This is a genomic window from Nonomuraea jiangxiensis (assembly GCF_900099965.1).
GTDB classification, from domain to species: domain Bacteria; phylum Actinomycetota; class Actinomycetes; order Streptosporangiales; family Streptosporangiaceae; genus Nonomuraea; species Nonomuraea jiangxiensis.
This window is the reverse complement of the sequence record NZ_FNDJ01000002.1, coordinates 468476-492737: the sequence shown is the minus strand read 5'-3', so window position 1 is coordinate 492737 and position 24262 is coordinate 468476. Positions and strand designations below refer to the sequence as shown.

At 73.0% G+C, this 24262-nt stretch carries 26 protein-coding genes; 3 read left to right on the top strand and 23 right to left on the bottom strand.

Annotated features, from left to right (window positions below):
* Positions 1 to 3: 3 nt before the first annotated feature.
* Positions 4 to 1161 (bottom strand): trans-sulfuration enzyme family protein, encoded by a 1158-nt coding sequence (locus BLS95_RS05520; protein WP_090929742.1) that lies wholly within the window; start codon positions 1159 to 1161, stop codon positions 4 to 6.
* A 118-nt stretch (positions 1162 to 1279) separates the two neighbouring features.
* On the opposite strand from BLS95_RS05520, the gene BLS95_RS05515 reads away from it, so the two are divergent.
* Complete coding sequence (locus BLS95_RS05515) at positions 1280 to 3079, top strand: ABC transporter ATP-binding protein/permease (RefSeq protein ID WP_090929741.1); 1800 nt, start codon at positions 1280 to 1282, stop codon at positions 3077 to 3079.
* A 43-nt stretch (positions 3080 to 3122) separates the two neighbouring features.
* Here BLS95_RS05515 and BLS95_RS05510 read toward each other — a convergent pair whose 3' ends face one another.
* The 12 genes from BLS95_RS05510 to BLS95_RS05460 all read right to left on the bottom strand — a co-directional run bounded on the left by BLS95_RS05510 (position 3123) and on the right by BLS95_RS05460 (position 14073).
* Positions 3123 to 3959: an inositol monophosphatase family protein gene (locus tag BLS95_RS05510; RefSeq protein WP_218135610.1), complete on the bottom strand. Its 837-nt coding sequence runs from the start codon at positions 3957 to 3959 to the stop codon at positions 3123 to 3125.
* A 29-nt stretch (positions 3960 to 3988) separates the two neighbouring features.
* Positions 3989 to 5188 (bottom strand): alpha-D-ribose 1-methylphosphonate 5-triphosphate diphosphatase, encoded by a 1200-nt coding sequence (locus BLS95_RS05505; RefSeq protein ID WP_090929739.1) that lies wholly within the window; start codon positions 5186 to 5188, stop codon positions 3989 to 3991.
* Positions 5185 to 5940 (bottom strand): phosphonate C-P lyase system protein PhnL, encoded by a 756-nt coding sequence (locus BLS95_RS05500; RefSeq protein WP_090929738.1) that lies wholly within the window; start codon positions 5938 to 5940, stop codon positions 5185 to 5187. The genes BLS95_RS05505 and BLS95_RS05500 overlap by 4 nt, the downstream gene beginning before the upstream one ends.
* On the bottom strand, positions 5937 to 6773 hold the full coding sequence (locus BLS95_RS53930; RefSeq protein WP_143043592.1) for an ATP-binding cassette domain-containing protein: 837 nt from the start codon (positions 6771 to 6773) through the stop codon (positions 5937 to 5939). Before BLS95_RS53930 ends, BLS95_RS05500 begins: the two co-directional genes overlap by 4 nt.
* A complete protein-coding gene (locus BLS95_RS53925) occupies positions 6770 to 7624 on the bottom strand; it encodes an alpha-D-ribose 1-methylphosphonate 5-phosphate C-P-lyase PhnJ (RefSeq protein ID WP_143043591.1) in 855 nt (284 codons plus the stop codon). Before BLS95_RS53925 ends, BLS95_RS53930 begins: the two co-directional genes overlap by 4 nt.
* Positions 7621 to 8832 carry a carbon-phosphorus lyase complex subunit PhnI gene (locus tag BLS95_RS05490; RefSeq protein WP_090929737.1) on the bottom strand — a complete coding sequence of 404 codons (1212 nt, stop codon included), beginning with the start codon at positions 8830 to 8832 and terminating at the stop codon, positions 7621 to 7623. Before BLS95_RS05490 ends, BLS95_RS53925 begins: the two co-directional genes overlap by 4 nt.
* A 2-nt stretch (positions 8833 to 8834) precedes the next feature.
* Complete coding sequence (phnH, locus tag BLS95_RS05485) at positions 8835 to 9482, bottom strand: phosphonate C-P lyase system protein PhnH (protein WP_090929736.1); 648 nt, start codon at positions 9480 to 9482, stop codon at positions 8835 to 8837.
* Positions 9479 to 9910, bottom strand: a complete 432-nt coding sequence (gene phnG, locus BLS95_RS05480; RefSeq protein WP_245764883.1) for a phosphonate C-P lyase system protein PhnG — start codon at positions 9908 to 9910, stop codon at positions 9479 to 9481. The genes phnH and phnG overlap by 4 nt, the downstream gene beginning before the upstream one ends.
* A 5-nt stretch (positions 9911 to 9915) precedes the next feature.
* On the bottom strand, positions 9916 to 10635 hold the full coding sequence (locus BLS95_RS05475; RefSeq protein ID WP_090929734.1) for a GntR family transcriptional regulator: 720 nt from the start codon (positions 10633 to 10635) through the stop codon (positions 9916 to 9918).
* A gap of 95 nt (positions 10636 to 10730) precedes the next feature.
* The gene (gene phnE / locus BLS95_RS05470) at positions 10731 to 12380 is read right to left on the bottom strand and encodes a phosphonate ABC transporter, permease protein PhnE (protein WP_090929733.1); all 1650 of its coding nucleotides are present in this window, start codon (positions 12378 to 12380) and stop codon (positions 10731 to 10733) included.
* On the bottom strand, positions 12377 to 13144 hold the full coding sequence (gene phnC / locus BLS95_RS05465) for a phosphonate ABC transporter ATP-binding protein (RefSeq protein WP_090929732.1): 768 nt from the start codon (positions 13142 to 13144) through the stop codon (positions 12377 to 12379). The genes phnE and phnC overlap by 4 nt, the downstream gene beginning before the upstream one ends.
* Entirely contained in the window at positions 13141 to 14073 is a 933-nt protein-coding gene (locus tag BLS95_RS05460) for a phosphate/phosphite/phosphonate ABC transporter substrate-binding protein (protein ID WP_090929731.1), read from the bottom strand. Before BLS95_RS05460 ends, phnC begins: the two co-directional genes overlap by 4 nt.
* A gap of 234 nt (positions 14074 to 14307) precedes the next feature.
* Here BLS95_RS05460 and BLS95_RS05455 point away from each other — a divergent pair, with 234 nt between their 5' ends.
* Both BLS95_RS05455 and BLS95_RS05450 read left to right on the top strand, forming a co-directional pair.
* Positions 14308 to 14838 carry an HD domain-containing protein gene (locus BLS95_RS05455; RefSeq protein WP_090929730.1) on the top strand — a complete coding sequence of 177 codons (531 nt, stop codon included), beginning with the start codon at positions 14308 to 14310 and terminating at the stop codon, positions 14836 to 14838.
* A gap of 143 nt (positions 14839 to 14981) precedes the next feature.
* Positions 14982 to 17156: a helicase-associated domain-containing protein gene (locus BLS95_RS05450; RefSeq protein WP_090929729.1), complete on the top strand. Its 2175-nt coding sequence runs from the start codon at positions 14982 to 14984 to the stop codon at positions 17154 to 17156.
* Between the two features lie 4 nt (positions 17157 to 17160).
* On the opposite strand, the gene BLS95_RS05445 is transcribed toward BLS95_RS05450, so the two are convergent.
* The 10 genes from BLS95_RS05445 to BLS95_RS55440 all read right to left on the bottom strand — a co-directional run bounded on the left by BLS95_RS05445 (position 17161) and on the right by BLS95_RS55440 (position 24220).
* Positions 17161 to 18648, bottom strand: coding sequence for a sodium/solute symporter (locus BLS95_RS05445; RefSeq protein WP_090929728.1), 1488 nt, complete (start codon positions 18646 to 18648; stop codon positions 17161 to 17163).
* Positions 18645 to 19037 carry a DUF485 domain-containing protein gene (locus BLS95_RS05440; protein ID WP_090929727.1) on the bottom strand — a complete coding sequence of 131 codons (393 nt, stop codon included), beginning with the start codon at positions 19035 to 19037 and terminating at the stop codon, positions 18645 to 18647. Before BLS95_RS05440 ends, BLS95_RS05445 begins: the two co-directional genes overlap by 4 nt.
* Before the next feature lie 67 nt (positions 19038 to 19104).
* A complete protein-coding gene (locus tag BLS95_RS05435; RefSeq protein WP_090929726.1) occupies positions 19105 to 19854 on the bottom strand; it encodes a LytR/AlgR family response regulator transcription factor in 750 nt (249 codons plus the stop codon).
* A gap of 33 nt (positions 19855 to 19887) precedes the next feature.
* The gene (locus BLS95_RS05430) at positions 19888 to 21081 is read right to left on the bottom strand and encodes a sensor histidine kinase (protein ID WP_090929725.1); all 1194 of its coding nucleotides are present in this window, start codon (positions 21079 to 21081) and stop codon (positions 19888 to 19890) included.
* A 117-nt stretch (positions 21082 to 21198) separates the two neighbouring features.
* Positions 21199 to 21603 carry an HIT family protein gene (locus tag BLS95_RS05425; protein ID WP_090929724.1) on the bottom strand — a complete coding sequence of 135 codons (405 nt, stop codon included), beginning with the start codon at positions 21601 to 21603 and terminating at the stop codon, positions 21199 to 21201.
* The gene (locus BLS95_RS05420; protein ID WP_090929935.1) at positions 21600 to 22310 is read right to left on the bottom strand and encodes a DUF1838 family protein; all 711 of its coding nucleotides are present in this window, start codon (positions 22308 to 22310) and stop codon (positions 21600 to 21602) included. Before BLS95_RS05420 ends, BLS95_RS05425 begins: the two co-directional genes overlap by 4 nt.
* Positions 22311 to 22327: 17 nt before the next feature.
* Positions 22328 to 22762: a protease inhibitor I42 family protein gene (locus tag BLS95_RS05415; RefSeq protein WP_090929723.1), complete on the bottom strand. Its 435-nt coding sequence runs from the start codon at positions 22760 to 22762 to the stop codon at positions 22328 to 22330.
* Between the two features lie 166 nt (positions 22763 to 22928).
* Positions 22929 to 23615 (bottom strand): DUF3618 domain-containing protein, encoded by a 687-nt coding sequence (locus tag BLS95_RS05410; protein ID WP_090929722.1) that lies wholly within the window; start codon positions 23613 to 23615, stop codon positions 22929 to 22931.
* Positions 23612 to 23998, bottom strand: coding sequence for a phage holin family protein (locus tag BLS95_RS05405; RefSeq protein WP_090929721.1), 387 nt, complete (start codon positions 23996 to 23998; stop codon positions 23612 to 23614). Before BLS95_RS05405 ends, BLS95_RS05410 begins: the two co-directional genes overlap by 4 nt.
* Positions 23999 to 24052: 54 nt before the next feature.
* The gene (locus tag BLS95_RS55440) at positions 24053 to 24220 is read right to left on the bottom strand and encodes a hypothetical protein (protein WP_176993026.1); all 168 of its coding nucleotides are present in this window, start codon (positions 24218 to 24220) and stop codon (positions 24053 to 24055) included.
* Positions 24221 to 24262 lie beyond the last annotated feature (42 nt).

The window sequence follows — 24262 nt, the reverse complement described above, 5'->3', positions numbered from 1 at the left end:
ACGCTAGGCGGACAATCCCTCCAGCGCCAGACCTAGATCCTTGATCAGTACGTCGGCGGGCTCCAGGCCGACGGACAGGCGTACGAGGCCGGTCGGGACGCCCATGGTGGCCCGCACGCTCTCCTCGACGGTCAGGGCGGGCGCGTTCACCAGGCTTTCGAACCCACCCCAAGACACACCAATCCTGAAATGTCGCAACTTATCGAGGAAGCGACCGACGTCCTGGCGCGACTCGGTGTCCAGCTCGAAGCTGAACAGGCTGGAGAAGCCCGACATCTGGCGCAGGGCGAGGGCATGCCCGGGATGCGAGGGCAACCCCGGATGGTTGACCGCCCGCACCCGCGGATGCCCGGCCAGGAAGCCGGCCACCGCCAGCCCCCGCTCCTGGTGGGCCGCCATGCGCACGGGCAGCGTCCGCAGCCCCTTGATCGCCTTGGCCGCGTCGTGCGGTGACATGGCGGCCCCGTAGAGCTGGTACTCGGTCAGCGCCAGCGGCCTGATCAGCTCGGCCGATCCGGCGACCACCCCGCCGACGAGGTCGCTGTGCCCGCCTATGTACTTCGACAACGAGTGCACCACGAGGTCCACGCCCATGGTCAGCGGCTTCTGGAACAGCGGGGTGGACCAGGTGTTGTCCATCACGCTCACCAGCCCGTGCTCCCGCGCCCACCCGGCCACCTCGGCGACGTCCACCACGGCGTAGGCCATGTAGGAGGGCGACTCGAAGTAGAGCACGCGCGTCTCCGCCCTGATCGCGCCGGCACATTCCGCGAGGTCGTCCACGTGCGTGTGCGTGACGCCGAACTTCTCCAGGTATCGCAGGAACTGGGTGGTCGGCCCGTACACCGCCCCCAGGACCAGCACGTGGTCACCCGCCGAGACGAGCGAGGAGATGGTCGCCGAGATGGCGCCCATCCCCGACCCGAAGCACTTGGCCCGCTCGCCCCGCTCCAGCGCGGCGAGCTTGCGCTGGAGGAGGTCCACCGTCGGGTTGGTGCCCCGCCAGTAGACGTAGCGCTCGTCCTCGTTCATGATGGCCTCGCCCAGTTCCTCCGCCGATGCGAACGTGAACAGCGAGTTCTCGAACACCGGCGGGTTGACCGCGCCCAGCATCCAGGGCTCGTCCTCACCCAGCCTGCCGCAGATCCAATCGTCATCCATGCGGGCAGGGTATGACAGCGGCGTATACCCGCGACGCGGGCCACCTCCCCTTACGAAAAGGCACTTATTACCTATAATCCGTACAAAGCGGTATAAATCGGATTTACAGTGAGAAACCATGACGGCTGGCTGGGACTGGCGGCACGAGTGGTTCGCCTCCCTCACGTGGACGGGGGTGGCGTGCGTCGCCACCGTCGCCGGCTGTGCCGTGGCGGTCTGGCTGGTCACGCGGTACACGCGGTGGGGGCGCCAGTTCCGGCGGCTCGCGTTCCCCTACTTCGATCCGCTGCGCAGCCGGGGACCGCTGCTCATGGTCGTCCTCATGCTCGGGCTCACGATCCTCACGGTACGTCTCTCGGTGCTGATCTCCTACGCGCTGAACGACGTCTTCACGGCGCTGGGACGGCTGGACGCGCAGGCCTTCTGGTCCTCCATCGCGCTCTTCGCGGCCCTGGCCGCCTGCTACGTGGCCGGCTCGCTCACCAACTACCTCCTCGCCCAGCGGTTCACCATCCACTGGCGGACCTGGCTGACCGACCACATGATCTCCGACTGGCTGCAGGGGCAGGCCTACCACCGGAGCCAGTTCGTGACGGAGCCGGTCGACAACCCCGACCAGCGCATCCAGGAGGACGTCCAGCAGTTCGCCGAGCAGTCCTACTCCCTGTCGATGGGCTCGGTCGACGCCGCCCTCAGACTGGTGTCGTTCACCGCCGTCCTGTGGGGGCTGTCGGGGCCCGTACCGGTCCTCGGCTTCCAGGTGCCCCGCGCGATGGTGCTGCTCTCCTACGTCTACGTGCTGGTGGCGTCGCTGATCGCCTTCCGGGTCGGGCGCCCGCTGATCAGGCTGGAGTTCCTGCGCGAAGGGCTGTCCGCCTCCTTCCGTTACGCGCTGATCCGCCTGCGCGACCACTCCGAGAACATCGCCTTCTACGGCGGTGAGCGGGTGGAGCGGGCGGCGCTGGCGACCCGATTCACCGCCGTCATCGCCAACGCCTGGACCATCGCCCTGCGGAGACTGAAACTGCAGGGGTTCAACGACTCGGTCACCCAACTGGCGCAGGTCTTCCCCTATGTGATCCAGGCACCGCGCTTCTTCGCCGGGGCGATCACGCTCGGCGACGTCACCCAGACCGCCGACGCGTTCGGCCAGGTGCACGACTCTCTGTCCTTCTTCCGGAACTCCTACGACTCCTTCGCCGGATACCGGGCGGCGCTCGACCGGCTGACGGCCCTGATGGACGCGAACCACGACGCCCGCCGGCTGCCGTCGCCGACCGTGGCCGACCATCCGGGCGCGCTGGTGATCGAGGGCCTGCGGGTCTGGCGTCCCGACCACGAGCCGCTGATCGAGGGCCTGACCCTGACCATGAACCCGGGACAGGCGCTCCTGGTCAAGGGCGCCTCGGGCAGTGGCAAGACCACGCTGCTGCGCAGCATGGCCAACCTGTGGCCGCACGCGCACGGCACCATCCGCCGGCCCACCGGCGGGCGCACGCTGTTCCTGTCGCAGCAGCCGTACCTGCCCATGGGCAGCCTGCGTACCGCCCTGGCCTATCCGGAGCCGCCGCAGCTGATCGAGGACCGGGCCGCGCGGGAGATGCTGCACAAGGTGCAGCTCGGCCACCTGGAGTTCCGAATCGACGAGGAGGCCCACTGGTCCCGCATCCTGTCCCCCGGGGAGCAGCAGCGGCTCGGATTCGCCAGGATCCTGCTGAACCGGCCGCACCTCGTCTTCCTCGACGAGGCCACGTCCGCCGTGGACGAGGGGCTTGAGCACGCCCTGTACCGGCTGATCAGAGAGCGCCTGCCGGGCTGCATGGTCGTCAGCGTCGGCCACCGCAGCACCCTGAACGCGTTCCACACCCACCACCTCAGCCTGCTGGGCGCCGGGCGCTGGGGCATGGCCCCGGCCTGAAACGCGCCGGCCGCCCGGCGCGCTCAGGCCGTCCGGCGGCTGGTCAGGAGGCCGCGCGGTAGGCGGTGCTCAGGACCTCGGCCAGTTCGTCGGCCAGGTCCGGGGTGGCCGCCACGATGCCGCTCCAGCGCTTGGTCAGGTCGGTGTCCAGCTCGACCGCGCGCCCGAACACGTCCCTGACCGCGCCGCCCGCCGACTCCGCCAGCACCACCGAGGCGGCCAGGTCCACCAGGCGGTGGGTGTCGGTGGCGGCGTCGGCGAAGGCGTCGGTCGCGCCCTGGGCCACCAGCGCCCCCTCCAGGCAGCTCGTGGACAGGATGCGGACGCGGGCCGCCCGGCGGGCCACCTCCCACCAGGCCGCGGCGGCGGGCGGGTTCGCCGGGTGCGGCCGCAGCAGGGAGACGGCCGCCCCTGCCAGATCCCTCCGCCCGCTGGTACGCAGCGACGACGGCACGCCCGGCCCGGCCCACCAGCTCCGGCCGGTGTCCAGCCAGACGGTCAGCGCCTCGGTGAAGACGCCGTCCACGGCCACGGCGGCGGAGAAGGCCGACAGCGGCACTCCCGCCGCGGCGTTGGCCGACCCGTCCACCGGGTCCATGACCAGCGTCACCGCCGAGCCGTGGTCCACCCAGCCGGTCTCCTCGGTCAGCACGTTGACCGGGTGCCGCGCCAGAGCGCCCAGGATGGCGTCCTCCACGAGCACGTCGATGCGCATGGTGGGAGTGCCGTCCGCGCCGTCCGCCACGATCGCGGCCAGGGCGGCGCGGTCGTGCTCGGTGGTCGCGACGGTGTAGGCGTCCAGGGCGGCCGAGGCCGCCGCGGCCAGCGCCGGATGCGCCTGCACGGGCACCCCGACCCCCCAGCCGCGCCCACCGCTCACCTGGGGCTCCTCTCCTTGCCGCGTCCCGGTCATGCCCCTACCCCCGCGAGCAGCGGCATGTCGGCGGCGGCGACCGTCATCCGCACGGTCGGCCAGCCCCGGTCCACGGTCACGACGGCCAGGTCCCCGCGCAGGCCCTCGACCAGCTCGCCCCGGTCCGACAGCCCCGCCACGGACGCCGGCCCGGAGGTGACCAGGGCCACCGCCCGGGGCAGCGTGACGACACCCCGCTCGGCCAGCAGCAGCGCCGCCGCCAGCGGGGCGGAGGGCAGGTAGTCGCTGGACAGCCCGTCCACCAGCCCGGCCGCCACCAGCTCGGCCGCGGCCACGTTGCCCGAGTGGGAGCCGCCCCGCAGCACGTTGGGCGCCCCGGCCACCACCCGCAGCCCGCGCTCGCGGGCCGCCCGGGCGGCCTCGATCGTGGTCGGGAACTCGGCCACCGACACCCCGTTGGCCGCCGCCACGTCGATCTCCGCCTCGGTCACCGGGTCGTGCGCGAGCAGCCGCGCCCGCCCCAGCGCCGCGTGCTCCGCCAGCCGCCCGAGGGCGATCTCCCGCTGGCCGATCCGCGTGTCACGCTCGGCGACGAGGGTCTCCACCCGCCGCTGCGCCTCCTCGGCGGAGATCCCCTCGGTGCCCTCCAGCCAGCGCCGGTAGAAGGCCGAGTCCCGGTACTGACCCTGCCCCGGCGTGTGGTCCTCGAACGAGACCAGCGGCGGCGGGACGGGCGTGCCGGTGAGGCAGGTTTCCAGGGCCGCCAGGCCCTCGGCGTCGCGGGCGTCGAGCCGGTAGAGGGTGCGGTGGTCCACGAGCGCGCGCCCCGAGCCCGCGCGCTCGCGCAGGGCCGCGTCGATGCGGCGCGCCCGGTCGACGGTACGCCCCTTGCGGTTGTGCGACTCGAACGCCACCCCGTGGAACACGGTGGTGACCCCGGCGGCCCGCACCCGGCCCTCGAAGCTCGACACCCCGAAATCCACCTCGAACTCGGCCCCGGGCCGCGGCCGCAACTCGGTCTCCAGCCCGTCCGAGTGCGTGTCCACGATGCCGGGCAGCAGCAGCGCCCCCCGCAGGTCCACCGCCTCGGCCGGCACGGCGCCGGGGCGGGCGGGCCCGACGTGGGTGATCAACCCGTCCTCGGTCACGACGAGCGCGTCCTCGATCACCCGGTCGGGCAGTACGGCCCTGCCATGCGCGAACACTCTCATCGGCATCCTCACGTGCGCACTCATCTGGCCACCTCCAGATTCAGTTCCGAATCACGCAGTACGGCGGCGGGCGGCCCGTCGGCGGCCACCCTGCCCTCCTCCAGCACCACCACCCGGGTCGCCAGCCGTTCGATGGCGTCCAGGTCGTGGAAGACGGACAGCACGGCCACGCCCGCGTCCGTCAGGTCAGCGATCATGGCCAGTACGGCCTCCCGGTTGACCGGGTCCAGCGCCGACACCGGCTCGTCGAGCAGCAGCAGCCGGGGCGGTGAGATGGTGCCCGCGGCCAGGTTCACGCGCTGCTTCTGGCCGCCGGACAGGACGGTGGTGTGCATGGCCCACAGCCGCTCGTCGATGCCGAGCCTGCGCAGCGCCGTCGCCGCGGAGTCGCGGGCCGCCTCCGGGTCCATCCCGCGGGCGGCGCCGGCGCGGGCCACCACGTCCAGCACGGCCCGGCGCGGCTCGGCCCGCAGGAACTGCGACACGTAGCCCAGCTCGCGGCCCCGCAGGTCGGCCACCTCGGAGTCGGGCAGCGCGGCCAGGTCCACCGGCGTGCCCTCCGAGGTACGCAGCAGGATCCGGCCGGCCGTCGGCACGTACGTCCGGTAGACGCACCGCAGCAGCGACGACTTGCCGGCACCGGACGAGCCCGCCAGCGCGACGTGCTCGCCGCGGGCGACGTCGAGGTCCACGCCGTGCAGCGCGCCCACGGTGCGGCCGTCGATGGTGTGCAGGGTGAACGTCTTGACCAGTCCCCTGATCTCCAGCACGTTCATCCGCGGGCCGCCGCGACGAGCCGCTGGCTGTAGGGGTGCTGCGGGTCCTCCAGCAACTGGTCGGTCAGGCCGGTCTCCACGACGCGGCCGTGTTGCATCACCATCACCCTCCTGGTCAGCATCTCGATGACGCCGAAGTCGTGGGAGACGACCACGGCGGCGACGCCGAGCCGTTCGAGCAGGTTGCGCAGCAGGTCCAGCACGCCGGCCGCGACGGAGGCGTCCAGCCCGGTGGTCGGCTCGTCCAGCAGCAGCACCGGGGGCCGGTTGGCCAGCGCCTTGGCGATCTGCACGCGCTGCCGCATGCCGCCGGAGAAGGTGCGTACCGGGTCGTCCATCCGGGACAGCGGCACCTCGGTCAGCTCCAGCAGCTCGGCGGCGCGCTCGCGGATGCGGCCGAAGTGCCGGCCGCCCGCCGCGGTGAGCCGCTCGGCGATGTTGCCGCCGGCGCTGGTGTCCAGGTCGAGCCCGGCCGCCGGGTCCTGGTAGACCACGGCCACCCGGTCGATGCGCAGCCGCCGCCGGGCGCCGTCGTCCAGCGCCAGCACGTCGGTCCGCCCGTCGTCGTAGGCGCTCAGGTAGGCGCTGCCCCGGCTGGGTCGCTCGTCACCGGCCACGCAGCGCATGACCGTCGACTTGCCCGAGCCGGACTCGCCGACGATGCCCAGCGCCTCACCGGGCGCCACCTCGAAGCCGACGTCCCAGGCGGCCACCACCGCCCCGGTCGCGGGCGAGACCGAGGTGCCGTGCTCCGGCCCGGTCCCCGGCAGCGACCGCGGCCCCTGCTCGCCGTAGACCCGGCCGAGCCCGTCCACCTTCAACGCCCAGCTCATCGAACCTCCCTGTTCCGCGTGCAGAAGTCCGTGTCGCTGCACACCCACGCCACGGCGCCGTCCATCGACGGCACCTCCACCAGGTACGACGCCGTCGCGCCGCAGTGCCGGCACGCCGCCCCCGGCGTGTGCTCGACCTCGAACGGGACGTCCTCGAACACCAGCGGCTCCACCCGCGTGTGCGGCGGCACCGCGTAGATGCGCTTCTCCCGGCCGGCGCCGAACAGCGTCAGATGCTCGGCCTGGTCCAGCTTCGGCACGTCGAACCTGGGGATCGGGGTGGGCGAGATCAGGTAGCGGCCGTTGACCATGCAGGGGTAGCCGGCGCTCTTGGTGACGACGCCGTTGCGGACGAGGTCCTCGTACAGGCCGACCCACATGCGCGCGTAGTCCTCCTGGGCGTGCATCCTGCGCTGCTCGCGTACGTCGTGCTCGACGGCGCGCAGCGGCTCGGGCACCGGGACCTGGAGGACGAGCGTCTGGTCGGCGCGCAGCGGCGTCTCGGGGATGCGGTGCCTGGACTGGATCAGCGTGGCCCGCCTGGTGTCGGTCTCCTCCTCGCAGCCGACGTGGCCGACGACGAGGCGGCGCAGGTTGGCGGCGTTCACGCCGCCGTCCTCGCCCTGGTCGATGACCTTGAGCCGGTCCCCCGGGCCGACGAGCGCCAGCGTGACCTGCAGCCCGCCCGAGCCCCAGCCGCGGGCGACCGGCATCTCCCTGGAGCCGAACGGCACCTGGTAGCCGGGCACGGCCACGGCGGTGAGCGCGGCCCTGCGCACCTCGCGCTTGGACAGCTCGTCGAAGATGCCCCTGGGGCCGCCGGTTCCGGCCAGCTCCGTGACCGTCCTCATCGGGCGACCGCCTCCTCCATGGCGGCGCGTACCGCCCGCTTGCGGTCGAGCACCGACCGGAAGTCCACGTAGTGCGGCAGCTTGAGGTGCTCCAGGAACCCGGAGGCCTCGATGCCGTCGAGGGTCAGCAGCACCTCCTGCTCCACGCCGGTCCGGCCGGCGTCGCGGTGCACCAGCAGGTCGAGCCCGGCCATCGCGATGGCCTTGCGCTCGTTGTGGCCGAAGCACATGCCGTAGCCGAGGTCGAGCCGGCTGCGGTCCTCCTCGGCGCGGTCGAGGTCGTCGATGGTCTCCACCTCGGTGACCCGGACCTCGGTGACCGTGACCGGGGCGCCGGTGAGCGGGTGGCGGACCCGTACCGGGAGGGCGCCGTGGCGTACCTCGCCGGGGAACTCGTGGTTGTGCCTGCCGGGCTGGAAGGTGTTGGCGTACCAGAGGTGGACCAGCGCGCCGGTCTCGGCCCGCGCCATCGCGGTCAGCCGCGCCGACCTCGGCACGCCGGGGCGGATGGGGGCGCGGGTGATGTCGTACGGCTCCGGGTCGCCCTCCGTCCGCCTGTCCACGACCATGCCCATGGAACGCAGCAGCCGGAGCAGGCGCGGCGGCCTGCGCGGGTCCCCGTGGGCGCCGCCGTCATGCCCGCCGGCCTCGTGCCCGTTCCCGGTCACGTGGTCGTTCGCGGTCGGGTGCCCGTTCGCGGTCACGTGGTCGTTCGCGGTCGGGTGCCCGTTCGCGGTCAGGTCGTGGGCGGCGGGGACGGGCTCCGGGGACGGATCGGCGGCCTGGAGGCGGGCCCTGGCCTGGTCCTCCGGCATCAGGTCGAGCAGGCGGCCCACGTAGTCGAGCGTGCGGCCGAGGAGCTGGCTGCCCGGCGGGTTGCGGAATGCGGGCGAGATGCGGCGCGAGATCCGCAGCTCGTCGGCGTGCACCGGCTCGGAGTAGGCCACCCGTGGCACCGTCGAGCGATGGGCCCTGATCAGCTGGGCGGCCTCCTGCACGTCGCCCTCCGCCTGGCGCAGCGCCCTGGCCGCCAGCTCGGGGGCCCACAGGCCGCCCTCCCCCATGACCCGGTCCACGGCCAGGCCGAGCCGCCCGGTGATCTGGTCGATGCCGAGCCAGGCGCTTGCCCCGCCGTAGCGCCGGCGTTCGACGAGCTTCTCGGCGGCGAGGACGGCCTCGTGGCCGCCGCTCGCACCTGAGTACCCCATGGTCAGTCGTCTCCGTTCTCGATCTCGATGCGGGTGCTGCGCGGCAGCCCGGCGACGGTGCCGTCCGCGGCGACCAGGAACGTGTCGATCCCCGCGGGGAAGTCGGCGTTGGCCGCGGCGAGAGCGTTGAACACCGCGCGGTCCAGTCCGCTCACCCGGATCCGCCGCGTCCCCGGCACGCCTGGCCCGCTGAGCGCCAGGACGACCTCGGGCCCTTCCATGTGCTCATCGCGCGGCTCCGCCTCGTTCTCCTGTGAGAGCGCGGAGACGGCGGCGATCAGCCGGGTGCCGAACTCCGGGTGCAGGGCGTCGCCCCGGGTGAGCGCCGTGATCTCGGCGGCCGCCGGCGGGCGCAGGGCGACCACCATGCGGGCCGTCTCCGGCGGCGCGGCCGGGGCCGAGGTCGCCAGGTGCAGGGCCCGCGCCCAGTGTTCCTCGCCCGGCCCGGTCAGCACGGCCGTGGGCACCTCGACGTCGGCCAGCCCGGCGGCCACGGTCAGCGCCGCGGGACCGTTCCCGGGATGGACGGCGTCCAGCAGGCCGGGCCGGGACAGCACGTGGAGCAGCACCCGGAAGTCGGCCTGCGCCCGCTCGGCGGTCGGCGTCACCGCCCGCACGTAGGCGGCGCCGGTGACGGTCGTGGTCGTCATGTCAGCTCCTCGAAGGCCACCCGGGTGGTGGACACCTCGGCCCACTCAGCGGCGTCCTCCCTGGCCCGCCGCTCGGCCACGGCCGCGCACAGCGCGTGTACGTCCCTGGCGGCCGGCAGCCCGGCGGCCGCGGCGGCGTCGAGCAGGGCGGCGGCGAGGGCGGCCACCCGGTCGTCACCGCCCCGCATGCTCCATCCGGCGGCGCCCGCCACCTCCACGGTGCACGAGGTGACCAGCACCTCCCCCAGGTGGAAGCGTTCCTCGGCCACCGGCTCGCGCACGGTGAGCATCACCATGCCGACCTCCGGCGGGTGCAGGACGGTCGGTTCGCCGAGGTCGCCGGACTGGAGCAGGCGTTCGGCGAGGGGCAGCAGTTCGTCGGGAGTGGCGGCGGCGAGCAACTCGGCGCGCTCCTCCCTGGTCATCACGTCGATCAATGCGTTTCCTCTTCGATCTCGAAGGTGACGTCGAGGACGTCGGGCCGCAGGTACGTCCGCGAGTACTCGACGTACGGACCTCCGGCGGCGCGGTTGACGCTCTCCGCCAGCCAGGCGGGCCCGCGGCTGCCACCCGTCAGGTGGTCGGCGATGCCCGGCGGCGGCACGTCGAGGCTGATCCGGTAGCGGGAGCGCACGACGGTGAGCCCGTAGCGGCGGCCCAGCACCTTGTGCAGGGAGACCCCGTCGCCGAGCTCCCGGTCCAGGTTCAGCAGCGGGCGCCGGGGCAGGACGCTGGTCGCGTAGGCGGCGACCTCGCCGTTCACGCTGAAGACCCGCTCGATCGCCCACACGGCGGCGCCGGTGGCCAGCCCGAGCCGGTCACGTTCCTGCTCGACCGCACGGCGCGCGCCGCAGCTCACCAGCCGCGTGCCCGGCTCGGCCCCCGCCTGCCGCACGGTCTCGCTGAACGACGGCGGGACGTGCGCGGAGATCACGTACTCCACCCGCCCCCGCCTGAAGGTGCCGACCCCCTGGACGCGGCGCACGAGCAGCCGCCGCTCCAGCTCCTGCAGCGCCGCGCGGGCGGCGGGCCTGCTGACGTGGAAGCGGTCGGCCAGCACGTGCTCGCTCGGCACCTGCGCGCCCACGGGCACGTGGGCCAGCTCCGCCTCCAGGATGTCGGCCATCTCCAGGTAGCGCTGCGTGCTTGTCATGACAAGCAGCCTCGGCGGGGCTCCTGACCGGCAGGTGAACGGCGGGCGACGCCGCACGAGCGTGGAGGCCAGCAACGCGGAAGAACTCGGCGGGGTCAACGCAGTGTGGACCGGAGCCGGGCCGAGATCGCCTCCACGATCAGGACCAGCATGAACACCGGCAGCACGATCGCGGTGACGACGTCGTGGTTGAGCGCGCGGATGTGCTGGCTCAGCGCGTAGCCGAGCTCGCCGGCGCCCACGATGCCGAGGATGAAGAAGGCCCGCAGGTTGACGTCGAGCGCGTACAGGGTGGTGGTCACCAGGCGTGGCGTGAGCTGGCCGAAGACGGCGACGGTGAGCTCCTGCAGCGGCCCGGCGCCGGCGGACAGCACGGCCTCGCGCGGCCCGGCGCGCAGCTCCTCGGCGTCGTCGGCGACGAGCTTGGCGACCAGGGCCGCGGTGAAGACGGCCAGTGCCAGGGTGCCCGCGACGGGCCCGTCCATGAGCCCGAACGCCGCCACGAAGATCAGCACCAGCAGCAGGTCGGGGATGGACCGCAGGGCCACGAGCAGGGTGCGGGCGGCCAGCCGTACCCCGTTGTCAGGGGCGACGGCCCGCGCGGCGAGCAGCCCGAGCGGCACGCCGGCGAGCGCGCCCAGGAAGGTCGCGCCGAGCGCGATGGCGGCCGTTTCGAGCAGTCCCTGGCCGAGCGCGTCCGCCACGGGAGCGAAATCGGGCGGGAAGAACTCGCCCAGCGCCTGTACGGAGCCGGCCGCCGCGCCGGCCAGCGCCGCCGGGCTCGCCCCGACCCGCCAGAACGCGATGACCGCGAGCACCAGGGCGCCCCATCCGGCCAGATGCGTGGCGATCCGGGCGCGCGTCCACGGCACGCGGAGCCCGCGCACGGGCGGCACGGCCGCGGTGGGCCCGGCGCCCAGCAACTGCCCGCGCAGCGCCACCGACAGGGCCTCCACCACCAGCACCACGCCCACGGTCACCAGGGCGATCCCAGTGGCCTCCGGGTAGTCGGTGAACCCGAACGCGGTCTTCAGGTCGAGCCCGATGCCGCCCGCGCCGACGGCGCCGAGCAGGACGGAGCCGCGGAAGTTGATGTCCAGCCGGTAGAGGGCGGCGGCGATCCAGGCGGGCGCCACCTGCGGCAGGACCCCGGCGAGCAGCCGCTGCGCGGGCCCGGCCCCGGTGCCCGCCACGGCCTCGCGCACGCCCTCGTCGGCCTGTTCGACGGCCTCGGCGAACAGCTTGCCGAGCATGCCCACCGAGTGCAGGCCGAGCGCCAGCACGCCGGGCAGCGGGCCGATGCCGACGGCGGCCACGAAGAACACGGCGAACACGATGTCCGGCACGGCCCGGCAGGCGACGATCACGGACAGGGCGACGGCTCTGACGGCCCTGCCCGGGGAGGTGGTGCCGGCGGCCAGCACGCCGAGCACGGCGGCCAGCACCGTGGCCAGCGCGGTGCCGGCGACGGCCATCCAGAGGGTGTCGAGCACGTGCGCGAACGTCGTGGCCGGGTCGGACAGCGTGGGCGGCCAGGCCCGCGCGAGCAGCCCGACGACCTCGCCGAACCCGTCGATCAGCCCGCCGATGCCGACCCCGAGCCAGTTCAGCGCGGTCAGCCCGAGCGCGACGAAGACGATCGGGAACCCCCAGGCCGCCGCCCGGCGCGCGCTGCGGGGCGGCCTCGGCCAGGCCGTGCCCGCCGAGCCGCCGCCGGCCCGCGCGGGCGCCGTCCGGGTGGTCATGGCACCGTCACGGGGTCGGACAGGTACAGGCCGCGCAGCCGTACGGCGTCGAGCCGGTCCGTGAGCTCGTCCAGCCGGACCGCGCCCATCCGCAGGCCCACCACCCGCCGGGTCCACGTGAGCGCCAGGTCGACCTGGTGCAACGTGCACACCATGGTCAGCCCGTCCTCCCGGCACACCCGTACCAGCAGGTCCATCACGGAGGCGGCGGTCTCCGGGTCGAGCGAGGCCACGGGCTCGTCGGCGAGCACCAGCTCCGGCCGCTGCAGCAGCGCCCGCGCGATGGCGACCCGCTGCTGCTGCCCGCCCGACAGGCTCCCCGCCCGCTGGTAGGCCCGGTCGGCCAGCCCGACCCGGTCGAGCTGCTCGAACGCCTCGGCGCGCACCGCCTTGGGCCAGGTGACGATGCCGTACCGGGGGCCGCGCACGCGGCCGAGGGCGCCGCTGAGCACGTTCTCCATCACGGTCAGCCGTCCCACCAGGTTGAACTGCTGGAAGACCACCCCGACCCGGCGCCGCAGGGCCCGCAGCTCGGACCCCTTGGCGGCGACCACGTCGACTCCCAGCACCCGGACCGAGCCCTTGTCGGGCCTGGTCAGCCCGTTGAGGTGGCGCAGCAGCGTGGACTTGCCCGACCCGGAGGGCCCGAGGAGGGCGACGGTCTCGCCGCGGCGCACGGTCAGGTCGATGCCGGCGCAGGCCAGGACCAGGCCGAAGGCCTTCTCCAGCCCGCGCGTCTCGACGATCGCCTCCTCACCCGTCATGATTTCGAGCACTTCTCGTTATGGGTGGCCGCACACACCTCGCGAACGGGGTCGAAGGTGGCGTCGGTGACCGGCTGCCAGCCCCACATGGTGGAGTCGGCCGTCACGCGGCAGGAGTCGGTGTCCTTGCAGACGCCGAGTTGCACCATGCGGTCCCGGTTGGCGTCCTTGGTGAAGGTGCTGGTGAGCTTGGCCTTCAGGTCGGCGGGCAGCTCGTCGCGGATGGCGATCGGCGACATGGGGATCGGGGCCGACTTCCACACCACCTTGACGTCGCCGGGCTTGAGCTTGCCCTTCTCGATGAGGATGTGGTCGACCATGGCGTTCTCGGCGAACCCGGCGTCGCACTTGCCCGCGGCGACCGAGAGCACGGAGTTGTCGTGGCCGCCCGCCATGACGGGGCTGACGCCGGTCTTCGGGTCGATGCCCGCGACCTGCAGGCCCTGGCTGGGGAAGAGGTAGCCGGAGGTGGAGCCGGGGTCGACGAAGCAGACCTTGGCGCCCTTGAAGCCGTTGATGTCGGTGATCTTGCTGTTCGCGGGCACGATGCCGTAGCTCTGGTAGGTGGGCTTGCCGCCTTTCTCCACCATGGACGCCACGGGCGTGATCTTGGCGCCGTTGCTCTTGGCCAGCACGTACGACAGCGGGCCGAACTCGGCCAGGTCGATCTTGCCCGACACCATGCCCTCGATCACCGCGTTGTAGTCGGTGGACCGGACGAACTCCACCTTGCGGCCGGTGTTCTTCTCGATCAGCGCGATGATGTCCTTGTACTCGGCCGTGGGGTCGATGTTCTGCTCGGCCGGCACGGCGGCGAAGCGCAGCGCGTCACCGTCGCCGGCACCGCCGGCGTTGCCGCTGGCGGAGGAGCAACCCGCCGCCGCGGCGAGCGCGCCGACGACGGCCAGGGCGGTCAGGGATCGTTTCACAGTGGGTCTCCGAGCGTGTTACAGGAACCAAGGCCTGTCACGCTGCTCCCCGACTGTGATGAGGAGGTCAGACGCGCCTGACGGTGCACGAGCCGGGGGGTTAACGTCGGACGAACCCACCCGGGCGTCACCCGGCCGCCGGTGCACGGCCACCGCCCCGCCCACCCCCGGTCATGCGGCCACGCCCATCATGCTGTGGTAATCCGCGCGAATCATCTTTAAAGAGGACATGTCATGCTTTCTCGGGGTGAATTGTTCGATCTGTTCGACGGCCTCGCCGGACTGCCGTACGGCGGCGAAGCCGTCGACCAGCGCACCCACGCCCTGCAGGCCGCGGCGCACGCCGTGGCCGCGGGCGCGGACGACGAGCTGGTGCTGGCCGCCGCCTTCCACGACGTGGGCCGCGCCCGCCCGGTCGCCACGGCCCACCGCGGGATGCCGCACGAGGAGGCCGGCGCCGCGTTCGCCCGCGACCACCTCACCGAGCGCACGGCCTGGGCGATCCAGCAGCACGTGGCCGCCAAGCGCTACCTCGTCGCGGTGAACCCCGCCTACCACGACACGCTGAGCCCGGTGTCGGTGCGCTCGCTGCGGGTCCAGGGCGGCCCGATGACGCCGGAGGAGGTGACCGTGTTCGAGGCGCACCCGTGGTCCCAGGACGCGGTCTCGCTGCGCCTGTGGGACGACGCCGCCAAGGACCCGCGGGGCCCTGTCCTGCCCATGGACGACCTGGTCGCCACGTACGAGCGGGTGGTCCGCGCCTGAGCCCGGCCGCAGCGCCGTTCGGTGGCGGAGCGGGTGGTCCGCGCCTGAGCCCGGCCGCAGCGCCGGGCGGTGGCGGAGATGTCACACTCCGGCAAGCGTGCCTTTCATCGCAGGGTGGGGTGCCGCCCCGTTAGGGTCGTTCCGTGTCCCTTCACGCCGCCGACCTCGCCCAGCTCCTTCGCAACAGGCCGGAGCTGGCCGTCGCCGACTCCCCCGACCTGCTCGAACGCCTGCTGAAGCAGCCCGAGGCGGCCGTCCCGGCCCTGCTGGGCCTCGACACCGACTGTCACCTCGTCAGCCAGGCGCTGCAGATCCTGGGCGGCAAGGCGAGCCACGCCGAGCTGGCCGAGCTGCTCCACGACCCCGGCGGCCGGCTGGAGGAGTCGATCGGCACCCTGGCCGCCTGGGGTCTGGTGAGCCTGGACGGCGGCACGGTCGTCTCGCCGCACCAGCCGGGCCTGTGGGCGCACCCGTTCGGGCTGGGCAGGCCGCTGCGGGACTTCGCCCAGCTGCTGACCGCCGACGTGCTGAAGTCGATGGTCAAAGGACTGGGCGGCAAGCCGCAGGGCCGCAAGCAGGACCTGCTCGCGCAGGCCGAGACGCTCCTGCGCGACGGCCAGGCCGTCCGGCGGCGCGCGGCCGGGCTGCCGGAGCAGGCGCTCACGCTGCTGGAGTCGTTGACGGCCGGCCCTCCGGTCGTCCAGCAGGGGATCTGGTACGGCTCCGCCCCCGCGAACCAGCCGATCGAGCAGCTGGCCCAGGCGGGGTTCGTGATCCGCGACGGGTGGGACTACGAGCTGCCCAGGGAGGTCGCCCTGGCGCTGCGCGGCGACGGCTGGAAACCGGAGCTGACCGGCCAGCCCGGGGTGCCCAGCGCCGCCCGTCCGGTGTCCGACGGCGTGGCCGCGGCGCTGGCTGCCGTCGACCGGATCGAGGCGCTGGTCGACCTGGCGGGCGCGGAGCCCGTCACCGAGCTCAAGGCGGGCGGCGTCGGCACCCGCGAGCTCAGGCGGGTGGCCAAGGCGCTCGACGTGCCCGAGCAGTCGGCCGCCCTCTGGCTGGACCTCGCGTTCGGCACCGACCTGATCGCCTCCGAGCTGGGCGAGCGGCTCGTCAGCACCACCGTGGCCGACGACTGGCTGGCCCGGCCGGCGGCCGCCCGCTGGCAGGCGCTGGCCGAGTGCTGGATCGCCCTGCCGCAGGCGGCCTCGTTCCGGGTGCCGGGCTGCTGCGCGGAGCACATGACGCCGCAGGCGCCGCCGTACCAGTTCGAGTGCGGGGCGGGCGACATCCGGCGGGCCACCCTGCGGGTGCTCCGGACGCTGCCCGACGGGCACGCGGCGACGCCGGACGGGCTGCTCCCGGCCGTCGGCTGGCGGAGCCGGGCGGCACGCGAACACGCGCCGGCCACCACCGAGTTCCTCGCCGCCGCCCTGCGCGAGGGCGAGCTGCTCGGGATGGTCCAGGACGGCGCGCTCACCACGCTCGGCCGGGCCCTGCTCGACGGCGGCGAGGTGGCCGAGCTGTTCCCCACGCCGTCGCGGACGGTGACCCTCCAGCACGATCTGACCGCGATCGTGGCCGGGACGCCGGCCCCCGAGCTGGCCGCGTTCCTGAACGGATGCGCCGACCTGGAGTCCCGCGACCGGGCCAGCGTGTGGCGGTTGTCGGAAGGGAGCGTGCGCAGGGCGCTGGACGCGGGTGCGACGGCCGAGAGCCTGCTGGCCGAGCTGGAGCGCTGCTCCGCCAAGTCCGTGCCCCAGCCGCTGCGCTACCTCGTCACGGACGTCGCCCGCAGGCACGGCGCCATCCGCGTCACCGCCGCGGCGTCCGTGGTGACCTCGGACGACCCTACGCTGATCACCGAGCTGTGCGGGTCGAAGGCGCTGCGCAAGCTGGCCCTGCGGCCGGTCGCGCCCACGGTCGCGCTCAGCGCCCTGCCGCCCGACGAGACCCTGCGCCTGCTGCGGCAGGCCGGCCACGCGCCCGTGGGCGTGGCCGCCGACGGCACGGTCAGGGCCGAGCGCCCCCAGCGGCGCCGCCTGGCCATCGCGACCGAGCCCGACGGGCCGCTCGACGCCGAGGCGGCGGCCCTGGCGATCCTCGACGGCACCGACGCGCCCGCCCCCGGTTCGGTCGGCGAGACGCTCCGGCTGGCCGCGGTGACGGGCGGGCCGGTGATCATCGTCTGGCAGCGGCGCGATCACTACATGGACGACCTGCGCATCACCGGCGGCTCCGTGACCGGCTACTGCCACGACTGCGACGGCGGCCACACCTTCCCGCAGGCCAAGATCAAGGAGGCGGAGCTCCTCTGAGGGATCAGGAAGAGCGGGGACGCCAGTCGCCGCGGTCGAGGTCGAGGTCCTCCGGGGTGTGCAGCCTGACCATGGTCCTGGCGACCCCGGCGGGCACCCGGTCCGGGGTCAGGAAGGACACCGACACCATCACCACGAACGCGATCGGCACCGTCCACGCGGCCGGCTGGGCCAGCAGCGCCCCGGCGAACCCGTCGTACGGGCCGCCGGTGATGGTGACGAGCACGGCGGCGCAGGCCAGCCCCCCGCCCACGAACAACCCCGCCAGCGCCCCCGCGGAGGACAGCCGCCGCCACCAGATGCCCAGCACGAGCAGCGGGCAGAACGACGAGGCCGCCACCGCGAACGCCAGCCCCACCACGTCCGCCACCGGCAGGGCCCGCGCCCACAACGCCAGCGCCAGCGGCACCACCACCGCCATCACCGTGGCGATCCTGAACGAGCGCACGCCGCCCTTGAGCAGGTCCTGGGCGATCACCCCGGCCACCGACACGCACAGCCCGGAGGAGGTGGACAGGAACGCCGCGAACGCCCCGGCGGTGACCAGCGCCGTCAGCAGGTCGCCGAGCGTGCCGCCGATCATCCGGGTGGGCAACGTCAGCACGACGGTGTCCGTGCGGATCAGGTCGGGGGCGTACATCCGGCCGAGCCACCCGTACACGGCGGGCAGCAGGTAGAACGCGCCGAGCAGGGACAGCACCACGAGCGTCGTGCGGCGCGCGGCCCGACCGTCCGGGTTGGTGTAGAACCGGACGAGTACGTGCGGCAACCCCATCGTGCCCAGGAACGTGGCCAGGATCAGCGAATACGTCGAGTACAGCCCGTATTCCTTGCCTCCGGCCAGCGGCACCTGCCAGGTGGCCGCGTCCTGCGCGCTGATCCCGGGGGCGCCGTCGGCCTGCCAGGCCATCAGCAGGAACACCAGCGGCACGGCCAGCGCGGTCAGCTTCAGCCAGTACTGGAACGCCTGCACGAAGGTGATCGACCGCATGCCGCCGGACAGCACGTTCACCGCCACGACCGCGGCCACCAGCAGCCCGCCCACCCACACGGGCGCGCCGGTGATCGTCCGCAGCACCAGGCCCGCGCTCTGGAACTGCGGCATCAGGTAGAGCCAGCCGATCAGCACGACGAGCACGCTCGCGGTGCGGCGCACGCTCATCGACTCCAGCCTGGCCTCGGCGAAGTCGGGCAGCGTGTACGCGCCGGAACGGCGCAGCGGCGCCGACACCAGCACCAGCAGCACCAGGTAGCCGCCGGTCCAGCCGACCGGCAGCCAGAGCATGTCCACGCCGAAGGACAGGATGAGCCCGGCGATGCCCAGGAACGAGGCCGCCGACAGGTATTCGCCGCCGATGGCCGAGGCGTTCCACAGCGGGCTGACGGTGCGCGAGGCGACGTAGAAGTCGGAGGTCGTGCGGGAGACCCTGATCCCGAACGCCCCGATGAGCACGGCCGCCACCACCACGACCACGACCGCCGCGAGGCTCATCGTCTCTCGACCAGTTCGGCGAAATGCCGCTCGTTGCGCTCGGCGTGGCGCACGTAGAGCCAGGCGCCGACGATGAAGGCGGGATAGACGAGCCCGGCGAGCACCGCCCACGGCAGCGGCACGCCGAGCAGGTGCGCCGAGGTCAACTCGGGGATCAGCAGGAACAGCAGTGGCAACCCGCCGACCACGCAGGCCAGCGCCGTGCACACGAACAGCGCCAGCCGGAACTGGGTGCGCAGCAGCGAACGCATGTAGACCTCACCGAGGCGCGTCTGCTCGTCGATCTCGCGGGTGGCGGGGTAGCGCGGGCGGCGGGTGGCGGCCGTGCGCGGGCTCGTCACCGCCACCCTGCGCGGCGTCTCCCGCGACACCCGCCGCTCGGGGCTCATGAGCGCCCGCCCTTCCCGCTCGCGCGGACCCCGCGCCCCCGCCCGGCCGTACGTCCCGGCCGCGTGCTCATTCCGGCCTGCCCTTCCTCGCCCGGCGCACCAGCAGGTCGCGCAGCTCGCGCGTGTGGCGGCGGCTGACCGGTAGTTCGGTTTCGCCCACCCGTACCGTGCACTTGCCCGAGTCGATGTGCAACTCCTCGATGTGCTTGACCGCGACCAGATGGCTCCGGTGCACCCGGACGAACCCGGCCGTGGCCCACCGCTCCTCCAGCGTGGCCAGCGGGATGCGCACGAGATGGCTGCCGGCCGCCGTGTGCAGCCGCGCGTAGTCGCCGTGCGCCTCCACGTAGATCACGTCCGCGGTGGACACGAACCGGGTCACCCCGCCCAGTTCGACCGGGATGGTCTCGGTCTCGCCGCTCTCCACGGACACCTCGGCCGAGACCGCGACCCGCCGGATCGCCTCGGCCAGCCGCTCCGGCCGGACGGGTTTGAGCAGGTAGTCCTCGGCCTTGATCTCGAACGCGTCCACCGCGTGCTCCTCGTACGCGGTCACGAACACGACCCGGGGCGGGTTCGCGAACTGCGACAGCAACCGGCCGAGCACCACCCCGTCGAGCCCGCGCATGCGGATATCGAGGAAGACGGCGTCGATGGGCCGTCCGTCGGCGATGGCCCGGTCCAGCAGGCGCAGCGCCGCGGCGCCGTCCCGGGCGGTGGCCACCTCGCCGATGCGGGGATCGGCGCGCAGCAGGTACGACAGGTCTTCGAGGGCGGGTAACTCGTCATCGACCGCGAGGACCCGTAGTAGTGCCATAGACAGTGATGAAACCGACAACAAAGATCAAGGTCAACGGGCGGAGACGCCCGGGTGATATTTCGGCAATCTGATGTTGACCTTCGTGCCCGCGCCGGGGGCGGTTTCGACCACGAGGCCGTACTCGTCGCCGTACACCTGGCGCAACCGCTCGTCCACGTTGGCCAGCCCGACGCCGCCCGTGGAGGCCCCGGTGACGGCGCTGTCACCGGCGAGGATGCGGCGCAGCCGGTCGGGGTCCATGCCGAGCCCGTCGTCCTCGACGCTGATGCGGCACTCGGCCCCGGCGTCGTCCTCGGCGATGATCGTGATGCGGCCGACGCCGTTCCGGCTCTCCAGGCCGTGCCGGACGGCGTTCTCGACCAGCGGCTGCAGGCACAGGAACGGCACCGCCACCGGCAGCACCTCGGGCGCGATGCGCAGGGTGACCTGGAGCTGGTCGCCGAATCTGGCCCGTTCCAGGATCAGGTAGCGGTCGATCGAGCGCAGCTCCTCGGCGAGGGTCGTGAACTCGCCGTGCCGGCGGAAGGAGTAGCGGGTGAAGTCGGCGAACTCCAGCAGCAGCTCCCTGGCCCGCTCCGGGTCGGTGCGGACGAAGGAGGCGATGGTGGTGAGCGAGTTGTAGATGAAGTGCGGCGAGATCTGCGCCCGCAGCGCCCGCACCTCGGCCTCCATCAGCAACGTGCGTGAGCGGTCGAGCTGGGCCAGCTCCAGCTGGGAGTCCACCCAGCCGGCCACCTCCTGCGCGGCTCTGACCAGCCCGGCGGAGGCGTTCTGCCCGTAGGCGGCCAGCGCGCCCACCACCCGGTCGTCGGTGGTGAGCGGCACCACCACGGCATGCCTGATCGGGCATTCGAGCAGGTGACAGTCGATGGTCAGGACCTGGGTGCGGCCGTCCTGCATGGTGGGCACCGCGTGCTCGAACGCCTGGTCGGCGTGGTGGTCGCCGGCGCCGTCGTAAACCAGCAGCCGCTCGCCATCGGTGATCGCCACGGCCGCGGCGCCGAGCAGCGCGCGCAGGTGCCGCGAGGCCCGCTCGGCGCCGTCGGCGGTCAGCCCGGCCCGCAGCGGCGGCCCGGCCAGCGAGGCGGTGTGCAGGGTCTCGAACGTGGCCCGCTCGGCCGGGCTCGTGCCCAGCTCGCGCCGCCCCCGCATGACCCGCCACAGGACGATCGCCGGCACACCGACCAGCACGACCAGCACGGCGGCCCCGACGACGTATCCCACGCGGCCAGAGCCTAGCCCACCGTGGCCCGCCTCACAGGGCCTGTCTCACGGGGCCTGTCTCACGGGGCCTGTCTCACAGGGCCTGTCTCACAGGGGCCCGCCTCACAGAAGCTCGCCTCACAGGGCCTTGCCGATCAGGTCCGCGTACGACTGCGCCTCCTCGGCGGAGTCGTATGTCGTCCGTGGCCAGAAGAAGCCGCGTAGCCCGTCCTTCTTGTGCCGGGGCACCACGTGCACGTGCAGGTGCGGCACGCTCTGGCTGATCCGGTTGTTCATGGCCACGAACGTCCCGCCGGCCTGCAGCCCCTCCTCCACCGCCCGCGCGATGGCCTGCACCCGCTCGAAGAACGGCCCGACGTCGGCGAGGTCGGCCAGCGTCTCGACGTGGACCCTGGGCACGACCAGCACATGTCCCTTGAAGACCGGCCGGACGTCGAGGAACGAGACCGCGACCTCGTCGGAGTGCACGATGTGCGCGGGGCGCTCGCCCGCGATGATCTCGCAGAACAGGTCGGCGCTCACCGGCCCACCTCGTCCGCGAAGGCCGTCCAGCTCGTCATGTTGGGCGCCGACCACTCCGCGGGGGCGTGCAGGAACCGCTCGCCCACCCGCTCCCGCAGCCGCTCGGGCACCTCGGCCACCTTGGCGCCCCGGCAGTGGTAGACCAGCCCGCCGCCGCGCTGCCCCATGGCCATCCACGGCAACCACGGCGACACCCGGCACCAGGAGAACACCGCCGGCACGTCCGGCACGTCCGACTCCAGGTCGGCGGCCGAGACGAAGAACTGGAACAGCTCCATCGCCCGGTAGGTGTCGCTCGCCGAGTTGTCCGGGTAGTCGGCCACCTTCAGTGGCGAGGGGTAGGCCAGCCGGATGTCGACGTTGAAGACCACCTGGCCGCCGAGCCGGGTCGTGGGCACGGGATAGCCGCCGAGCCGCTGGTTGACCGGGTCGTTGAAGACGTGCCGCACCTCGACCGGCCGCCCGGTGAGCGGGTTGTCCCAGGTGTCGAGCACCTGCCTGGTCTTCGGGTCGAGATAGAGGGCCGCCTCGCGGGTGAGCAGCCGCCAGCCGCCCTCGCCGTCCTCGACGGCCCTGGCGACGTTGAGCCCCTCGAATCCGAACAGGTGGTGCGGCCCGTCGTCGTCCTGCCAGCCGTAGACGTCGCCGGTCCAGTAGGAGATGGTCTCCGTGCCGTCCGCGGACGCGCGTACCCGGATGAAGTCCATGATCCGCAGCTTACCGGTCACCGTGCCGGGCCCACCGTGATGGCGAAGATCGCCTCCCCCGACTGCCGCCTGGACTCCTCGTCCGGCGGGACCTTGTCCGGGCCGCAGCGCCAGCAGTCGCGCAGCCGGATCTCCGTGCTGCCCGGCAGCTTGGCGTGGAACACGAAATAGGCCGTGCCGCCCGTGCCGGGGGCGTCGCCGTGGGCCTCGCGCTCCGCGCTGATGAACGAGGCGATCTTGGTGTCCGGCAGGGCGGGCAGGTCCCAGGCGTCGCCCACCGACGGGTTTTCGGCGACGGCCAGGGAGAACCGCTGCCCGGCACGGACCTGGACCTGCACGGTCGTGCCCTTCGCACCCTTGATCACGGTGCCGAAGTCGCTCACCGCCGCCCCGCCCGAACACCCCGACAGCAGGAGGGCGAGCAGCGCAACGACGGCTGTTCGACGCATCATTCCCGCAGGCTATCGGGCCTGCCCGTACCCCCGGCACGCGGCACACGGAGGCGGGATGCCGGGGTGGGAGGTGGGGCCGCCGAGGCACAGGAACACTCGGGCCGCGCCGGAGCCGGCGCGGTCTGTCACCGTTCGCCGATCCCCCGGGACCGGCGGCGGCGTGCCGTCACCTGGTCCTGCTGCGGGACCGCCTCATCAGGCGGCGCGTGACGAAGGCCGTCACGGCGCCGGCGATCGCCACCAGCAGCATGGTCAGCTTCTTCCTCCGGGAAGCGTCCTTGACCTGGTGGGAGGTGCCCTCACGCACCTTGCCGCCGAGTTCCGACGCCTTGTGCTTGACCGTGTCGGCCGCATGGCCGGCCCGGTCCCTGGCCGCCTCGGCCGCGTGGCTCGCCTTGCCCCTCGCCGCCTCGGCCGCATGGCTCGCCCGGTCCCTGGCCGCCTCCGCCGCGTGGCTCGCCCTGGCCTTCACATCGGTCTTGGCCGCCAGCGCGCTGATGGTGTCGCCGAGCTCTCTCCTGGCTTCCTTGATGTCCTTACGCACGTCGCCCTCTTCCTCCTCCTCGTCGTCCTCCTCCCGGCGTCCCCGGGCTCCCGCCACCGTCTCCTCCTCGGTCCGCGAGCTCTCCGCGGCCTCGGCCCGTTCGTCCGGAATGGGGTTCTCGGGAAGGAACGTCTCGTGTTCCTGCCGGGCCGCCTCGGCCCGCCGGGCGTTCTCCACCGCACCTGGCCTCGTCTGGGGGACGTTGATGGAGTTGATGGAGTCACGCTCGGTCGGCGTGCCCACGGTCGCCCTGCGGGCGCCGACGTAGCCGGCGTGCTGGTCGCTGTGGCCGGGGTCCGTCTCGCTCATCGCCGTGACCTCTCCTTGACCATGTCGATATCGGCCTTGACGCTCGCGATGGTCTCTTCGGGAACCGGCGTACCCACCTGCTTGACCTGCTTCCTGCCGACCAGGCCGAGCAGCCCCGCGCAGGCGAACAGGATCACCGCCATGACCGCGGCCGCCGCCCACCCGGGCATGACACGGGCCAGCAGCATGATCGCGGCGGCCACGAGCGAGGCCCCGCCGAAGAACGCGGCCGTCCCCGCCGCACCGAACAGGCCCACGCCGAAGCGCGCGTGTTTACCCTTCTCCGCCAGCTCCATCCTGGCCAGCCGGAACTCGTCCCTGACGAGCCGGGAAACCTGCTCGGAGAGGTCGTTGACCAGCTTGTGGGTGTCGTTCACGAGCATCGCCTCCTCCGCTGAGGAAGGCGACTACCCATACAGAAGGGGTTCTATCACCCGTTATTTCCGCTTTGCCGCCTTGATCAGGAACCCCAGCGCGGACAGCACCGGATCCTTCTGGACCTCGCACCAGTCGTCCGGCCGCTTCGGCTTGCTCCACGGCGATGGCAGCTCGCACGAGGGCGCCTGAGGCTTGGGCCGCTCACACCACGATCCGGGAGGATTCATACCTTAATTCTACAACTTCGGGTGCGGCCGGCTCAGCTCCGA

Bases quoted from the DNA above. Each gene is read 5' to 3' on its own strand.
- BLS95_RS05475 (WP_090929734.1), bottom strand. From the start codon at position 10,635: ATGACAAGCACGCAGCGCTACCTGGAGATGGCCGACATCCTGGAGGCG.
- BLS95_RS05455 (WP_090929730.1), top strand. From the start codon at position 14,308: ATGCTTTCTCGGGGTGAATTGTTCGATCTGTTCGACGGCCTCGCCGGA.
- BLS95_RS05505 (WP_090929739.1), bottom strand. From the start codon at position 5,188: ATGAGTGCGCACGTGAGGATGCCGATGAGAGTGTTCGCGCATGGCAGG.
- BLS95_RS05405 (WP_090929721.1), bottom strand. From the start codon at position 23,998: ATGCTCGTGAACGACACCCACAAGCTGGTCAACGACCTCTCCGAGCAG.
- BLS95_RS05435 (WP_090929726.1), bottom strand. From the start codon at position 19,854: ATGGCACTACTACGGGTCCTCGCGGTCGATGACGAGTTACCCGCCCTC.
- BLS95_RS53930 (WP_143043592.1), bottom strand. From the start codon at position 6,773: ATGAGCTGGGCGTTGAAGGTGGACGGGCTCGGCCGGGTCTACGGCGAG.
- phnE (WP_090929733.1), bottom strand. From the start codon at position 12,380: ATGACCACCCGGACGGCGCCCGCGCGGGCCGGCGGCGGCTCGGCGGGC.
- BLS95_RS05440 (WP_090929727.1), bottom strand. From the start codon at position 19,037: ATGAGCCCCGAGCGGCGGGTGTCGCGGGAGACGCCGCGCAGGGTGGCG.
- BLS95_RS05490 (WP_090929737.1), bottom strand. From the start codon at position 8,832: ATGGGGTACTCAGGTGCGAGCGGCGGCCACGAGGCCGTCCTCGCCGCC.
- BLS95_RS05445 (WP_090929728.1), bottom strand. From the start codon at position 18,648: ATGAGCCTCGCGGCGGTCGTGGTCGTGGTGGTGGCGGCCGTGCTCATC.
- phnC (WP_090929732.1), bottom strand. From the start codon at position 13,144: ATGACGGGTGAGGAGGCGATCGTCGAGACGCGCGGGCTGGAGAAGGCC.
- BLS95_RS53925 (WP_143043591.1), bottom strand. From the start codon at position 7,624: ATGAGGACGGTCACGGAGCTGGCCGGAACCGGCGGCCCCAGGGGCATC.
- phnH (WP_090929736.1), bottom strand. From the start codon at position 9,482: ATGACGACCACGACCGTCACCGGCGCCGCCTACGTGCGGGCGGTGACG.
- BLS95_RS05520 (WP_090929742.1), bottom strand. From the start codon at position 1,161: ATGGATGACGATTGGATCTGCGGCAGGCTGGGTGAGGACGAGCCCTGG.
- BLS95_RS05420 (WP_090929935.1), bottom strand. From the start codon at position 22,310: ATGGACTTCATCCGGGTACGCGCGTCCGCGGACGGCACGGAGACCATC.
- BLS95_RS05410 (WP_090929722.1), bottom strand. From the start codon at position 23,615: ATGAGCGAGACGGACCCCGGCCACAGCGACCAGCACGCCGGCTACGTC.
- BLS95_RS55440 (WP_176993026.1), bottom strand. From the start codon at position 24,220: ATGAATCCTCCCGGATCGTGGTGTGAGCGGCCCAAGCCTCAGGCGCCC.
- BLS95_RS05515 (WP_090929741.1), top strand. From the start codon at position 1,280: ATGACGGCTGGCTGGGACTGGCGGCACGAGTGGTTCGCCTCCCTCACG.
- BLS95_RS05500 (WP_090929738.1), bottom strand. From the start codon at position 5,940: ATGAACGTGCTGGAGATCAGGGGACTGGTCAAGACGTTCACCCTGCAC.
- BLS95_RS05415 (WP_090929723.1), bottom strand. From the start codon at position 22,762: ATGATGCGTCGAACAGCCGTCGTTGCGCTGCTCGCCCTCCTGCTGTCG.